Below are 15162 nucleotides of genomic sequence, written 5' to 3' on the forward strand. Positions count from 1 at the left end.
TTGATGAGCGGGCTGTCATGGCTCTTGCGCAGGGGCAGGTTTCTGTCTTCCTCGTAAAGCGCCTTTGCCCTTTCCGCCTTCAGGTCGGTAAAGCTGCGGACGGCCGCGGGCTGAATCGGCTGGCCGCCGCCGTTGATGCAGCCGCCGGGGCAGCACATGATCTCAATGAAGTGATAGCCGCCTTCGCCGTTTCTGACCTTTTCAAGGACTTTGTCGGCATTGTTCAGGCCGCTGACCGCGGTGACCTTTACGTCCATGCCGCCGATATGATAAACAGCCTCTTTAATGCCCTCCATTCCGCGCACCTCGGTATAGTCCACGGAATCCAGGCTTCTGCCCTCCAGCGTGTCGGCCGCCGTTCTGAGGGCGGCTTCCATCACGCCGCCGGTCGTACCGAAAATCGCCGCGGCGCCGGTGGAAACGCCCAGCGCGGGGTCGAAATCCTCGTCCGGCAAACGGTTGAAGTTGATATGGGCCATATTGATCAGACGCGCAAGCTCGCGGGTCGAAATCGCGATGTCGGTGTCGGGGATTCCCTCGCCGGCCCCGTCCTGATCTTCGCGCCGGACTTCAAATTTCTTCGCGACGCAGGGCATTACGCTGACGACCACGATCTTTTCCGGGTCGATATTGTTTTTCTGCGCGTAATACGTCTTGATGACCGCGCCGGTCATCTGCTGCGGGGATTTGCAGGAGGAAACGTTGGGCAGCAGCTCCGGATAATAATATTCGCAGAATTTGATCCAGCCCGGTGAGCAGGAGGTGATCAGCGGCAGCGGGCCGCCGTTCTGTACGCGCTCAAGCAGCTCGTTGGCCTCTTCCATGATGGTGAGGTCCGCGCCGAAATCCGTGTCAAACACCTTGTCAAAGCCCAGGCGCCGCAGGGCGGCAACCATTTTGCCCTTGACGTTGGTGCCGACCGGAAGGCCGAAGCACTCGCCGAGCGTCGCGCGGATGGCGGGCGCGGTCTGTACGACAACGTACTTTTCCGGATCGTTCAGCGCGGCCATTACCTCGTCGCACTGGTCGCGCTCGGTCAAAGCGCCGGTCGGGCAGCTCACGATGCACTGGCCGCAGGAAACGCAGGGAACGTCGTTGAGCGGTTTTTCAAAGGAGCAGGCGATATGCGTATCAAAGCCGCGGCAGTTCGGGCCGATGACGGCGACGTGCTGGTCCGCGCAGGCCGCCACGCAGCGGCGGCAGAGGATGCATTTCGAGTTGTCGCGGATCAGGTGCAGGGTCGACTCGTCCCTGGTCGCGTCGGGCCTGGCCCCGTCGAAACGGTCGGTCTGCTCCACGCCCAGCTCATTGCACAGGGTCTGGAATTCACAGGTGCCGCTGCGCCTGCAGGCGAGGCAGTCCCTGTTGTGGACCGAAAGCAGCATTTCCAGCGTCATTTTTCTGGACTGCTGGACCTTGGCCGTATTGGTCTGAACCTCCATCCCCTCATTCACCGGATAAACGCAGGAAGCAACCAAAGAGCGCGCGCCCTTTACCTCTACCACGCACATACGGCAGGCGCCGATCTCATTGATCCCTTTCAGGTAGCATAAGGTCGGAATATCAATCCCGGCAAGCCTTGCCGCCTCCAAAACCGTGGAATCAGCCGGCACTGAGAGGGGCATGCCGTTTATTTTTATATTGACCATGTTTTCCATTATGGCACACTCCTTTATTTCTTGATGATGGCGCTGAACTTGCATTTTTCCATGCAGGCGCCGCACTTGATGCATTTTTTGGTATCGATGACATGGGGAACCTTTACGCTGCCGGTGATCGCGCCGACGGGGCAGTTGCGTGCGCACAGCGTGCAGCCGCGGCATTTGTCCTCAAGGATGAAATAGTTGGTCAGCGCCTTGCAGACGCCGGCCGGGCAGCGGTGCTCCGTTACATGGGCGACGTACTCGTCGCGGAAGTAGCGCAGGGTGGAAAGCACCGGGTTCGGCGCGGTCTGGCCCAGCGCGCACAGGGAGTTTTCCTTCAGGTAGTAGCACAGCTCCTCCAGCCGGTCAAGGTCCTCCATGGTTCCGTTGCCGCTGGTGATCTTCTCCAGCACCTCGAGCAGGCGCCTGGTGCCGATCCGGCACGGCGTGCACTTGCCGCAGGATTCGTCCACGGTGAATTCCAGGAAAAATTTCGCGATATCGACCATGCAGGTCGTGTCGTCCATCACGATCAGCCCGCCGGAACCCATCATGGCGCCGATGGACAGCAGGTTGTCGTAATCGATCGGGATGTCCAGATGAGAGGCCGGGATACACCCGCCGGAGGGGCCGCCGGTCTGAGCGGCCTTGAAGGTATGTCCGTCCGGAACACCGCCGCCGATCTCCTCTACGATCTCGCGCAGGGTGGTGCCCATCGGCACTTCCACAAGGCCGGTGTGCTTGATTTTTCCGCCCAGAGCAAACACCTTGGTGCCCTTTGATTTTTCGGTGCCCATGGAGGCGAACCAGTCCGCGCCCTTCAGGATGATCTGGGTGATGTTGGCGTAGGTTTCCACGTTATTGAGAATGGTCGGCTTCTGGAACAGGCCCTTGACCGCCGGGAACGGAGGACGCGGGCGCGGCTCGCCGCGCTTGCCCTCGATGGAGGTCATCAGAGCGGTTTCCTCGCCGCACACAAACGCGCCGGCGCCGAGGCGCAGCCCGATGTCAAAGTCGAATCCGGTATTGAAAATGTTCTTGCCCAAAAGGCCGTATTCCCTCGCCTGATCAATGGCGATCTGCAGGCGCTTGACCGCGATGGGGTACTCGGCGCGGACATAAATATAGCCCTGGGACGAGCCGATTGCGTAACCGGCGATCGCCATGGCTTCCAATACGGTGTGCGGGTCGCCTTCCAGCACGGAGCGGTCCATAAATGCGCCCGGGTCGCCCTCGTCGGCGTTGCAGCAGACATATTTCTGATCCGCCTGATTTTTCGCGGCAAAGCTCCATTTCAGCCCGGTCGGGAAACCCGCGCCGCCACGGCCGCGCAGGCCGGAAGCCTTCACCACGTCGATGACCTCTTCCGGGGTCATTTCCGTCAAAACCTTGCCCAGCGCGGTGTAACCGTCCACCGCTATGTACTCGTCGATGCACTCGGGATTGATGACGCCGCAGTTCCGGAGCGCGACGCGGTTCTGTTTTTCATAGAACGGCGTATGGTTCAGGGACTTGATGGTATTGTCGTCTACGATGGTCTCCTGATAAAGCAGACGTTTGACAATCCTGCCCTTTAAAAGATGCTCCTCCACAATTTCGGGGACATCCTCGGGAGTCACCCTGCTGTAAAAAGAACCTTCGGGATATACAATCATAATCGGGCCGAGGGCGCAGAGGCCGAAACAGCCGGTGCGGATCACATTGACCTCTTTGTCCAGTCCCCGGACCGCAATTTCTTCTTTGAGCTTTGAGATGATCAGCTCGCTGTTTGAGGAGGTACAACCGGTACCGCCGCAAACCAGTACATTGGAACGATACATGAATGCTGCCTCCTTTTTACGAATTGGCGCCTATGGTATACTCCGTTACCACGTTGCCGTTTACCAGGTGGTCGTTCACCACGCGTACCGCCTTTTCAGGCGTCATTCTTACATAAGTCACTTTCTCCTGCCCGGGCGTCACAATTTCCACGACCGGCTCAAACTGGCAGATTCCGATACAGCCCGTCTGGGTGACCGTGACGTTGGCAAGGCCGCGCTTAGAGACTTCTTCCACCATAGCGCTCAAAACCGGGCGCGCCCCGGCGGCGATTCCGCAGGTGGCCATCCCCACCAGAACGCGGATCGCGTTGTCGTTGTTTTCGCGGAGAATAACCTGACTGCGGGCTCTATCCCTGATCGCCTGAAGTTCCGCTAAAGACTTCATCTGTTGATTCCTCCTTAATGAATTGGGTTTCTTCACTGAGGCAGTTTTTGATCCACTGTATCACTTCCGGTGAATTCAGCCTGACCTCATTTCCTAACACCGCGCGCAGTTCGCGCGTATCAAGGGTAAATTCTCGGGAATCCATTTTGTGATGAAAGACAAAATCCCTGTCTTCGTTGCAGGTGATCAGCAGCAGCACCGTGGAATTGATATCCCCGAGCGGAATCATATCCACATGGGACGGTACAAAGACCGCGGTGATTGTGGTCCCCACGCCCTTTTGGGAAGCGACGCCGAGGCTTCCGCCCGTCATTTCGGCTTCCATTTTAAAGAGCGGCACTCCCATCCCGATTTTGCGGGTAGTGCGTGTGGTGAAAAACGGGTCCGTCACACGAGCCGCCTGTTCGGCGGTCATACCGGCACCGTCATCCGAAATCCGGATGGTCAATCTGTCGGCCCTCGGTTCTTCACACACGTCGATCTTAATCAGCTTCGCGCCTGCGGAAATTGAATTCTGCGCAATATCCATCACATTTAAAGACAGCTCGCGCATCTTATTCGTATTTTGCCAGTACCTGTTCCACTTCCTCCGGGGTCATGCGTCCGTAAACATCCCCGTTCACCGTCAGCACCGGAGCCAGACCGCAGGCACCCACGCAGCGGCAGGCAGTCAGCGAAAATTTACCGTCCGGAGTGCACTCCTCCGGCTGGATACCCAAAACGGAAGTCAATTTGTCCAGCACCGCCGCCGCCCCCTTGACGTAGCAGGCCGTCCCCAGGCAGATTGACACGTTGTATTTTCCTTTAGGGGTAAGCGAAAACTGGGAATAAAAGGTGGAAACGCCATATACTTCCTCCAGCGGTACGCCCAGCCCCTCGGCAACGATGCTCTGCACCTCTGCCGGAAGGTAGCCGTAAACCTCCTGTGCTTCCTGCAAAACAGGCAGTATGGCGCCTCTTTGCTGTTTGTGCCTTTCGATGATCTCGTCGAGCTTTTCCCGCTGCCCGGCGGTTCCCTGGAAAGGCAAACTGCTGATACGTTTTTGCATTCTTGTTCCTCCTTGCGGTTTATCAACGCAGGAAAAATGTCGTGGCGGCAACAAAAGTTTCCTGCAATCCATTGTTTTTTAGTATAGCATACGCCCATGATAAAATCTATGATTTTTGTTAAATAAGTCACAAAAATTTATGAACGGATATCATCATTTTAAGTCAAAATTAAATTGAAAACAGCCGGGCACTTTTCGGCGCTTCCGGCTGTTATCCTCTGTTCCACTCGGTTTGTATTTCTCTGTTCAGCGCCGCAATCAGACACTCCGGCGACTTTTCGGGGAGCAGAACCGACGCGGACGGATCGGGCATATTTTCCAGATAATGGGCATCCGAATTTTTCAAAAGGATCAAATCCCTCAGCTCGGGGTTCCTGTGGAGAAGGGCCTGCACGTCGCCTTTGGCGCTGATTTCCGCGGCGGTAAAATCCGCTTCCGGCGGAAGGGAGCCCAGGCTTGAAAGGACGCTGTATGCGCTCCTGTCAACGTGGGCGGGAAAGGCCGTCCCCCCGAAGCCGCGCGCCAGCCCGCGCACATGGTTCACGCTGACACAAGCCGCATTGAGCAGAAGGGTCTCTTCCTCCCCGACGACCGTATCCCGTTCGTCCATCACGGTCTGGCGGCCGAAAATTTCCGGCCTGTTCCGGATTTTGGGGATCCTCTGCGCCACATACCGGTCAAACCCAAGCGCCGTCTCCACCGTCGGGAACAGGCAGATCACGTGCGCCTCCTCCTGTGTGCAAAGCTCCATCCCCGGCACGACGGGCAGCCCGCGCGCCGCCCCGGCCCTGACCGCCGCGGGCACGTTGCGGCAGGAATTGTGGTCCGTCAGCGCGATGATACCGTAGCCGAGCAGCAGCGCCATGTTGACAAGGTTGTTCGGCGTCATGTCTTCGCTGCCGCAGGGAGACAGGCACGAATGGAGATGCAGATCATAAAATACCCGTATCATCTGAGAAGCTCCGCGACTTTCAGTCCGAGCTCGTAGCTGTTCCGTTCGGACAAAAGCACCGGGAGGTCGAGCTGGCGCGCTTTTTCCAGCGCCTCGGCGTCAAGCGGCGCGGAATCGGTCAGGATGATACAGGCGGCGTCCTTCAGGGAAGCCACCGCCACCGCGTTGATGTTGCCCATGACCGTGAGCCACGCGGCGTTTTCGGGCAGCCGGGACATGACCCAGCTGAGCAGGTCGCCGGTATACCCCCCCGTTACCTCCCGGGAAAGGCTCTCCCGCCCCGCTAAAATCTTCAGTGAAAGCTTTTCCGCAAGCTCTTGTACCGTCATGATTTTTTATCCTCCTCGTCGCTCAGCAGCGGGAATGTCCCCATGGACGCCAGGGCGTCGGCGACGTTTTTGATTTCTTTCCTCATAATGAAAATACACTGGTTCTTCTTCGCAAAACCGCGGACAATATCCTCCGCCAGCGCGCGGCAGGTCGGCGCGCCGCAGGAGCCGCAGTCCAGGCCCGGCAGCTCCTCACAGATCTCATCGATTTCCGCCATCATCCTGAGCGCCTCGTTCATATCGTCGGAAAGCTTCAGCACGGGGGCGAACAGCAGGTTTTTCTGCCACTTCATGCCGCCCGGGACCCTGCCGTCGATATGGTTCTGCGAAACGGGCAGATACCGGCGCAGCCGCTGGAGCCTCGCCTTCGCGACATAGGCGTTTTCCACGCACAGCACGCCGCCGACGCAGCCGCCCGAGCAGGCGTTCAGCTCGATAAAGTTCAGCTCGCGGATCTTTTCGTCCTCCAGCTCCTCCAGCACGCGGATGACGTTTTCGATCCCGTCCGCGGCCAGATATTTGTCGTTGAGCAGCGCAGAGGACTCTCCCCCGCTGGAAGCCCAGCCGACGCCGATAATCCCCGAACGGGCGAGGGGCTCCACGGCTTTCAGGTTTTCCATCGCGGCGGCAAGCTTCGCGAAGATTTCGCTGATGGCGATCGCGCCGTCCACCTCGGATTTTTTACAGCTGATCGGCATCCGGATGGCCGTGACCTTGGCCGGACAGGGCGTGATGAAAAAAGCGCCGATCTGGCTGCGGGGCAGCCCGGTCTTTTTCATCGCCTCGCGTTTCGCGATGCGCGCGGCCGTCTCCATGGGCGAGTTGAGCTGGAGCACGTGGGAGCAGAGGTCGGGAAACCGCACGCGGATAAGCCTGACCACGGCGGGGCAGGCGGAGCTGATCACCGGTTTTTCCAGCTTCCCCTCCTGCATCAGCTTTCTGGTGACCTCGGAAACCAGCTCGGCGCTGCGCGAAACCTCAAACACCTCGTCGAACCCGATGTCCTTTAACCCGGTCAGAACGATGTCGATGTCGTCCAGATTGTTGAACTGGCCGTAAAGGGTCGGCGCGGGCAGGGCGATCTTATATTTGAAATTCTGGATCATGTCGAGGCTGTCCGATTTTGCTTTTTTCGCGTGGTGCGGGCAGACCCGGATGCACTCGCCGCAGTCGATGCAGCGTTCCGAAATGATCCTGGCTTTGCCGCCGCGCACGCGGATAGCCTCCGTCGGGCAGCGTTTGATGCAGTTGGTACATCCCATGCATTTATCCTTGTCCAGCGTAACCGAATGGAAAAACTGGTTCATGATTCCCACCTCACTGTTTCTTCTTCGCAAGCACCGTCATGTGCAGGGTGGTCCCCTTGCCCACCCTTGTGTCAATTTCCATGGTATCGCTGCATTTTTTCATGTTGCTCATACCCATGCCGGCGCCGAAGCCCAGCGCGCGCACATTGTCGGGCGCGGTGGAGTAGCCCTCGCGCATGGCAAGGTCAACGTCCCTGATGCCGGGGCCGTGATCGGCAAGGATCATCTCTATTTTTTCCGGGCTGATCTCCACATGCGCCTTCCCGCCCCCCGCGTGGATCACCATGTTGATTTCCCCTTCATACATGGCGATGGCGACGCGGCGGATGGCGTCCGGGTCGTACCCGATCTGTTTCAGCTTATGCTTCACGTCGCTCGACGCTTCGCCCGCTCGGGTAAAATCATCCCCCGGCACAATGTAATCGAAAGAAAGGGTGTTGTTCAACTTTTACAGCCCCCACTTAAACCGTTTGTATACAGCAGGCCGCAGGCAGTAAACATCCTGTGCTGTGTCTTGAGCAGGGTGATGTCCTTTTGCCGGGCAAGCTCGACGACGTCCGGCGCCGGCTGTTTTCCGCGGACAAAAACGACACAGCGCATATCCATCATCTCGGCGGTGCGGATGGCCTGGGGATTGTTCAGTCCGGTCAAAAGCACCGACTGGTCCTTGACGAACGCCAGCACATCGCTCATCATATCGCTTCCGCAGGCTGTTTTTACTTCCGCGTCCAGATCTCCCGCCGTAATGATTTCCGCGTCCAGAATGGAAACCACTTCGTTTACCGTCATTCGAATCACTCCTGAAAATTGATTTTATGTACAATAATTTCCGTCTCTCAATCCGATTTATAGGTATATTATAGCATAAATCATCCATTTGGCAACAAAAGAATCCGCCGCCCGCAAACCCAGGCACAGCGCGGGTTTATTTAATTTCCGCACATCATTGACTTCAACTAACTAAAGCGATATAATTATTAATTATATCCGAAGGGTGTCGAAGAACTTGTCAGGCGCCGGGAAACCGTGCGGGACAAGGCAGGACGCCATAAATTTTTAGATGGAGGTTGCGCTTAAAATGAAACGTGTCTACAACTTTTCCGCAGGTCCCTCAATGCTGCCCGAACCCGTACTGCGCCGTGCGGCCGCAGAAATGCTGGATTATGAAGGCAGCGGCCAGTCCGTGATGGAAATGTCCCACCGATCTAAAATCTACGAGGGAATCATCAGCTCCGCGGAAAGTTTGCTTCGTGAAGTAATGGACATTCCCGGCAATTACAAGGTTCTCTTTTTACAGGGCGGTGCTTCCTCCCAATTCGCAATGGTCCCGATGAACCTGATGACCAAAAGCAACAAGGCCGACTTTGTCCTGACCGGCCAGTGGGCGACAAAAGCGTATCAGGAGGCGGCCCGCTACGGTACGGCCAACGCGGTCGCTTCTTCCAAGGATAAAACCTTCAGCTACATCCCCGAGCTGAATCCGGAAACCTTTACGAAGGACGCCGATTATTTTCATATCTGCTTAAACAATACGATTTACGGAACCAGATTTCACCGGCTGCCGGAAACCGGAAACGTTCCCCTGGTCGCGGACATTTCCTCCTGCATCCTGAGCGAGCCGATCGACGTGAGCAAATTCGCGCTGCTTTACGCCGGAGCGCAGAAAAACATGGCCCCGGCGGGCCTGACCGTGGTGATTATCCGCGAGGACCTGATCGGCCGCGCCATGGACATTACCCCGACCATGTTCAACTACAAAACCCACGCGGACAACGGCTCCATGTTCAACACGCCGCCGTGCTACTGCATCTATCTGTGCATGCTGGTGCTCGACTGGATCAAAAACACCGTCGGCGGGCTGGACGAAATGAAGAAGATCAATGAGAAAAAAGCGGGAATGCTTTACGATTTTCTGGACAGTTCAAAGCTGTTCCGGGGGACCGTCGCCGCGAAGGACCGCTCCCTGATGAATATTCCGTTTATCACCGGCAGCGACGAGCTGGACGCGAAATTTGTCAGGGAAGCCGCCGCGCACGACTTTGTCAATATCAAGGGGCACCGCTCCGTCGGCGGAATGCGCGCCTCGATTTACAACGCAATGCCCGTTGAGGGCGTCGAAAAGCTGGTTCGGTTCATGGGCGAGTTTGAAAAAAACAACCTGTGAAGCGCTTCAGGCTCTCAAAATACGAAATGTAGGTGAACAGATATGTATCAGATAAAATGCCTGAATAAGATTTCGGAGGTCGGCACCGGCCGCTTTGACGAAAACTACTGCTGCGGCGAAGCCGTGGAAAACCCGGACGCCATTTTGGTGCGCTCCGCTTCCATGCACGACATGGAGCTTCCGAAAAGCCTGCTCGCCATCGCGAGGGCGGGCGCGGGCGTCAATAATATCCCGCTGGACAAGTGCAGCGAACGGGGCATTGTCGTGTTCAACACGCCCGGCGCAAACGCAAACGCGGTCAAAGAGCTTGTGCTGGCCGGGCTGCTTCTCTCCTCCCGCAGGATCGTTCCCGCCATCGAGTGGGCCAAAACGCTGAAGGGCAAGGGCGACGAGGTGGGAAAGCTGGTCGAAAAAGGAAAGGGCGCGTTTGCCGGCCCTGAAATCGGCGGAAAAACACTCGGCGTCGTCGGTCTCGGCGCAATCGGCATTCTGGTCGCCAACGCGGCCAGAAGCCTCGGCATGGAGGTTTACGGCTACGACCCCTACCTCTCCGTGGACGCGGCCTGGGGCCTTTCCCGCTCTATCCGGCATGCCCGCACCCTCGATGAAATTTACGCCTCCTGCGACTATATCACGGTACACGTCCCGCTGACGCCGGACACAAAAGGCATGATCAACGCGGAAGCCATTGCGAAGATGAAGGACGGCGTACGGCTTCTGAACTTCGCGCGCGGGGACCTTGCGGTGTCCACGGACGTCCTTTCCGCGCTGGAATCCGGCAAAGTCTCGGCTTACGTGACCGACTTTCCGGGCGACGACATGCTCGGCGCCGACGGCGTGATCGCCATTCCCCATTTGGGCGCTTCCACCCCGGAATCGGAGGACAACTGCGCGCGCATGGCCGCGGGGGAACTGATGGAATATCTGCAGAACGGCAATATCAAAAACTCCGTAAATATGCCCGCGGCCTCCATGCCGCGCGACTGTTCCTCCTGCTCCATCCGCATCTGCATCCTGCACCGCAACATTCCGAACACCATCAGCCGCCTCTCCGGCGCGCTGGCGGAAAGCGGCATCAACATTGAAAACATGCAGAGCAAATCCAAAAAGGATTACGCTTATACCATCCTCGACGTAACCGGGGACGTAAAAGAGACCACCGCCGAACACATCGAGAATTTCCCGGAGATCATCCGGGTGAGGATTCTCCGGCAGGGTTGATTTTCAGCGCAAAAGGGCTGCCGCAAAACTTTCGTTTTGCGGCAGCCCTTATATTTTGTTCTTACCGGTTATCCGCCGCGATTTTGCCGCGGGCGACCACCATTTTAATATTCAGTTCGGAATCCAGCACCACCAGGTCGGCGTACTTGCCCGCTTTGATGCTTCCGATCTTATCTTCTTCATGGATTTCCCGCGCGGGGTTCAGGGTAGCCGCCTGAACAGCCTGCAGAAAGGGAATGCCGAAGCCGACCAGATTTTTGACCTCCTGATGAAGGTTCGTGGTGGAACCCGCCAGCGTACCGTCCTCCAGCCTGGCCGCGCCGTTTTTCACATAAACCGTCTGCCCGCCGAGGTCGGACACCCCGTCCGGCTGTCCCGCCGCGCGCATGGAATCGCTGATGACGACAGCGCGGTCTTTCCCGAGGATTCCGAACGTGATGCGAAGCACCGCCGGGTCGACATGCAAACCGTCGCAGATGATCTCCGCGGTGACGCGGCCGTCGTCGAACACGGCGCCGACCACGCCCGGTTCCCGATGGCTCAGCCCCGGCATGGCGTTGTAAAGGTGGGTAACGTGAGAAACGCCCAGCTCAAACGCGCGCCTCGCGGCCGCGTAGTCCGCGGTCGTATGAGCGATGGACACGGTGCAGAGCCTGGAAGCCCCGCGGATGAATTCCTCCGCGCCGGGACACTCGGGGGCGATATCCACCAGCTTGATGATTCCGCCGTATGTATTGTAAAGGTTTCTGAATTCCGTAAAGTCAGGGTTTTTTACATGCTCGCCCGCCTGCGCGCCCTTGCGGTGGATGGAAATATAGGGCCCTTCCATATTGACACCGGCAATCGCCGCGCCCTCGGGGGGATGAACCATGCATTCCCGGACGCTTTCCAGCGCGCGCGCGATCCCCTCGTGGGAAACGGTCATCGTAGTCGGGCAGAAGGAAGTGACGCCCTCCCGCACCAGCTTCGCACACATTTTCGCAAGACCCGCGGGGTCCGCGTCACAGGTGTCCGCGCCCACGCAGCCGTGGATATGGATATCGACAAAACCCGGCACAATCACGCATCCGGAAAGATCATATTCCTCTTTTCCGGAAAGGTTCGGCCCGATGGAGGAAATTTTATCCCCCTCCAACGCAAGATCGGCATTGCACAAATGAAAACTGTCGTCCACAATTTTAGCGTTTTTCAGAATCATCGTATTACCCCTCTGCTGTATTTATTTTCCGGTCCTGTTGACGCGAAAAAATATTTTATCCTTTATTTGTATTATAAGCCGAAAAAATGTTTTATTCAAGGTATTTTGAAAGAACAAAAGGGCCGCCGCAAAGCGACAGCCCTGAGAATATTAAAAGCTAAGGATGCGCCTGCCAGCCCCCTTGGAAGAGGGCCGAAGAGAAGCCGCGCGGGATTTATGAGATGCCGACGACACAGAGCTTTTGGCCCGGTTGGCCGAGAAGGGAAGCATAAATTCCCGACTCCTGACCGGATTGGCCGATTGCGGTAATCCTGTAGAAAAAGTCGTCGCCCGTGTGGCGCAGAAGCGTCACCTGGAACACGCCGCTGGTCCCCGTGTTGAAGTTGATGGAAGAAGCGCCGGGGGCTGTGATCCTGAACTGATAGGACGCGTTCTTCGCAATGCTGAAATTGGAGTTGGTGTCGGATTTCAGGGCAGCTGCCGCCGCCGCGCCGACCGTAACGACACAGACCTTTCTTCCCACCCCGTCGGCTCCTGTCATATAGAAGCCCGAGGACTGGCCCGGCTGGCCGATCGCGGTGATCTTATAGAAAACGCTGTTGCCTTCGGTCTTCACCTTCTCGGTCTTAAACACATTGTTGGAACCCGGGTTAAAGCTGACCGCGTCGCTGATTTTGAAGGTATAGCTTGCACCCTGCTTCACGGTGAAGTCATTGTTGGTGTCGGATTTCGGATCGGGAGCCGCGCCGACCGTGACGACGCAAACCTTTTTCGGCGTCTGGCCCGCGCCCGCCATGTAGAAGCCGGCGGACTGGCCCGGCTGGCCGATCGCGGTGATCTTATAGAAGACGCTGCTGCCTTCGGTTTTCACTTTCTCGGTCTTGAAGACGCTGTCGGAGCCGGGGTAGAAGCTGGCCGCGTTGCTGATCTTGAAGGTGTAGCTTGCGCCCTGCTTCACGGTAAAGTCGTAGTTGGTGTCCGACGTCGGATCCACCGCCGCCGCGATGGTGACGACGCAGACCTTCTTCGACTGGCCTTTTGCCGCCATATAGAAACCGGCGGCCTGGCCCGGCTGGCCGATCGGGGTGATTTTGTAGTCGGTGTAATTGTCTTTGCTTCCTGCCTTTTCAACCTTAAAGACCCCGCTGGAGCCCGGGAAAAAGCTGTCCGCGTTGCTGATTCTGAAGGTATAGCTCTGGCCAACCTTCACGGAAAAATCGGAATTGGTATCCGATTTCGGCTCGTTATCGCCCGGCTTGGCCGTAACGGTGCCTAACGGGTATGTATAGTCGCTGGCGTATTCGCTGTCCGGGAAAGTGACGGACAGCCCGGTCTCCCCGCCGGCCGCGCTGACGGCTGTTACTTTATAGTAATAATGGATGCCGTCCTTTTTCTCAAGCTGTACGGAAACGATTCCGTCCATATCCGCTGCGACCACCGGTACTCCGCCGCCCATGACGGAAAGGTCGTAGGTGTGGGACTGTCCCTGCTCCAGCGTGATGTTCTTTTCGTCCGCCGTGGAAACGATCGGGAAATCGTCGTCCTCATTGGCAGTCACGTAAAAGGACGCCGTTTCTCCGCTGAAGCTGACGGTAATCAGGGTGGTTCCGGGCTGCAGCGCTTTTACCTTGTAGGTGTACTGGTTGCCGCTCTTTCCCAGAGGAGTGATCTCAACCGCACCTTCTCTGCTGGTTGTGATGCTGTGCTCAATATCGGGCAGATTGCAGGTAACCACAAAGGTGTATTCGTCGTTCACATTGCAGATGTATTGACCGGAAGTATCGATATGCAGGATTTCGTTCTCAATCACGCTCACTGCGCAGAGCTTCTGGGGAACGAATCCAACCGCGCCCGTGTAGAGATCCGCGGTGGTCCCGGCGTCACCCACGGCGTCCACACGGTAATAATAATCGCCGTTCTCCTCATCGTAATCCATCAGCTCCGGACGCAGGACGTTCCCGTTGTCGCTTGCCAGATAGGGGAACGAAAAGGCATCGTTGTCCTCATAATGCAGCTTAATGATGTTGCTGCTTCCCTTTGCAAGGGAATAATCCCCTTTAACATCCGTGGTAATCGTGTAGGGGAGCTCTCCGGTACCTTCCACCTTCAGCGTTTTGCTGACCGCCGTGCCGTCGGAAGCCGTAAAGGTCAGCGTCGCTTCGCCGTTTCCCATGGCCCCAACGTCGAAATAATAGGTGCCGTTCTCCACATCCTCCAGAAAGACCTCGACTACGGACGGATCGCTGGATTCTCCGGTAAGCGTCAGCTCGGGATCGCTGACAGTCGCTTCCATCCCGTAATACATGGAATTAAGATCCAATGTTTCCAATTCGTTGAAATCGTCTGAGAAGGTAATTTGTGTTTTTTCTTCCGCCGCAAAAGCCGCCGTATTTCCGAATACCGAAAACACAAGCGTAAGCGCCAGAATCATGCTGAACACCTGCAAGGTTTTTTTCATGGTTCTTTCCCTTTCATTCTGTAAATTTTTTGCCCAATGTTGGTATTTCTGACTTCCATATTGTATAGGAGTCCGGATACAGAATAAAATGAAAAGAAGAATAATTCTATATTGTAATTATTACCAGTTTTTATACCGGTTTTAACCGATAAAATCCCCACGTACTTCCTGAAAAAAACACCAGTATTTATTAGCTTTTTTGCCAGATTTAAGAAGTGCCGTTTGCTTCCTGCCCTCTTTGAGGGACTGGCAGGGACTCCCTCCGTCGCGCCGGGGATCTGCCTGTCAGCACGCGCCTGCGGCGGCACTTCCAGTCAGTTTACGTTAAATCGAAGCCTGATGCTCCGAAACTCCTTCCGGCGCGCCAAGCGGACCATGCGGTCGGCACGCGCCTGCGGCGGTGCTCCCAGGCAGCAAGGGGGGGAGTCCCCAGCGAGCTGCCGGATACCGCAAAAAAGGCCGCCGCAAAAGCGGCAGCCTTGATCTGTAAACAATGAAGTTAAATCAGCTCGATAATTCCCATTTCGGCGGCGTCGCCGCGGCGGGGGCCAAGCTTGCTGATGCGCGTATAGCCGCCGTTGCGGTCGGCATACTTCGGAGCAATCTCATTGAACAGTTTATTCGCAACGTCTTCCT

At 56.8% G+C, this 15162-nt stretch carries 15 protein-coding genes; 2 read left to right on the forward strand and 13 right to left on the reverse strand.

Annotation, left to right across the window (positions count from 1 at the left end; translation table 11 throughout):
* The 10 genes from ACQGQ5_RS15565 to ACQGQ5_RS15610 form a co-directional block, all read right to left on the reverse strand.
* Nucleotides 1-1658: NADH-dependent [FeFe] hydrogenase, group A6 (locus tag ACQGQ5_RS15565; RefSeq protein WP_455737385.1), on the reverse strand; the 1658-nt coding region annotated here is incomplete at its 3' end.
* A gap of 14 nt (nt 1659-1672) precedes the next feature.
* Entirely contained in the window at nt 1673-3463 is a 1791-nt protein-coding gene (gene nuoF, locus ACQGQ5_RS15570; RefSeq protein ID WP_455737386.1) for an NADH-quinone oxidoreductase subunit NuoF, read from the reverse strand.
* 16 nt (nt 3464-3479) lie between these two features.
* A complete protein-coding gene (locus tag ACQGQ5_RS15575; protein ID WP_455737387.1) occupies nt 3480-3848 on the reverse strand; it encodes a (2Fe-2S) ferredoxin domain-containing protein in 369 nt (122 codons plus the stop codon).
* Entirely contained in the window at nt 3811-4401 is a 591-nt protein-coding gene (locus ACQGQ5_RS15580; RefSeq protein WP_455737388.1) for an ATP-binding protein, read from the reverse strand. The genes ACQGQ5_RS15575 and ACQGQ5_RS15580 overlap by 38 nt, the downstream gene beginning before the upstream one ends.
* Nucleotide 4402: 1 nt before the next feature.
* The gene (locus ACQGQ5_RS15585) at nt 4403-4897 is read right to left on the reverse strand and encodes an NADH-quinone oxidoreductase subunit NuoE family protein (RefSeq protein ID WP_275713416.1); all 495 of its coding nucleotides are present in this window, start codon (nt 4895-4897) and stop codon (nt 4403-4405) included.
* Nucleotides 4898-5108: 211 nt separating this feature from the next.
* The gene (locus ACQGQ5_RS15590) at nt 5109-5849 is read right to left on the reverse strand and encodes a PHP domain-containing protein (RefSeq protein WP_455737389.1); all 741 of its coding nucleotides are present in this window, start codon (nt 5847-5849) and stop codon (nt 5109-5111) included.
* Complete coding sequence (locus ACQGQ5_RS15595) at nt 5846-6178, reverse strand: DRTGG domain-containing protein (protein ID WP_455737390.1); 333 nt, start codon at nt 6176-6178, stop codon at nt 5846-5848. The genes ACQGQ5_RS15590 and ACQGQ5_RS15595 overlap by 4 nt, the downstream gene beginning before the upstream one ends.
* On the reverse strand, nt 6175-7485 hold the full coding sequence (locus ACQGQ5_RS15600; RefSeq protein WP_455737391.1) for a [Fe-Fe] hydrogenase large subunit C-terminal domain-containing protein: 1311 nt from the start codon (nt 7483-7485) through the stop codon (nt 6175-6177). Before ACQGQ5_RS15600 ends, ACQGQ5_RS15595 begins: the two co-directional genes overlap by 4 nt.
* Before the next feature lie 10 nt (nt 7486-7495).
* A complete protein-coding gene (locus ACQGQ5_RS15605) occupies nt 7496-7930 on the reverse strand; it encodes an ATP-binding protein (RefSeq protein ID WP_455737392.1) in 435 nt (144 codons plus the stop codon).
* Complete coding sequence (locus ACQGQ5_RS15610; RefSeq protein WP_455737393.1) at nt 7927-8274, reverse strand: DRTGG domain-containing protein; 348 nt, start codon at nt 8272-8274, stop codon at nt 7927-7929. Before ACQGQ5_RS15610 ends, ACQGQ5_RS15605 begins: the two co-directional genes overlap by 4 nt.
* A 289-nt stretch (nt 8275-8563) precedes the next feature.
* Between ACQGQ5_RS15610 and serC the strand changes: the two genes are divergently transcribed.
* Both serC and ACQGQ5_RS15620 read left to right on the forward strand, forming a co-directional pair.
* Nucleotides 8564-9649, forward strand: a complete 1086-nt coding sequence (gene serC, locus ACQGQ5_RS15615) for a 3-phosphoserine/phosphohydroxythreonine transaminase (protein WP_455737394.1) — start codon at nt 8564-8566, stop codon at nt 9647-9649.
* A gap of 42 nt (nt 9650-9691) precedes the next feature.
* Nucleotides 9692-10870: a phosphoglycerate dehydrogenase gene (locus tag ACQGQ5_RS15620; protein WP_455737395.1), complete on the forward strand. Its 1179-nt coding sequence runs from the start codon at nt 9692-9694 to the stop codon at nt 10868-10870.
* Nucleotides 10871-10931: 61 nt separating this feature from the next.
* On the opposite strand, the gene nagA is transcribed toward ACQGQ5_RS15620, so the two are convergent.
* The 3 genes from nagA to ACQGQ5_RS15635 form a co-directional block, all read right to left on the reverse strand.
* Nucleotides 10932-12068, reverse strand: a complete 1137-nt coding sequence (nagA, locus tag ACQGQ5_RS15625; protein ID WP_455737396.1) for an N-acetylglucosamine-6-phosphate deacetylase — start codon at nt 12066-12068, stop codon at nt 10932-10934.
* Between the two features lie 214 nt (nt 12069-12282).
* The gene (locus ACQGQ5_RS15630; protein ID WP_455737397.1) at nt 12283-14526 is read right to left on the reverse strand and encodes a hypothetical protein; all 2244 of its coding nucleotides are present in this window, start codon (nt 14524-14526) and stop codon (nt 12283-12285) included.
* 499 nt (nt 14527-15025) lie between these two features.
* Nucleotides 15026-15162, reverse strand: a 137-nt coding sequence (locus ACQGQ5_RS15635; protein ID WP_455737398.1) for a bL17 family ribosomal protein, incomplete at its 5' end; no start/stop codon positions are given.

The sequence above is a fragment of the Caproiciproducens sp. genome, from assembly GCF_053840905.1.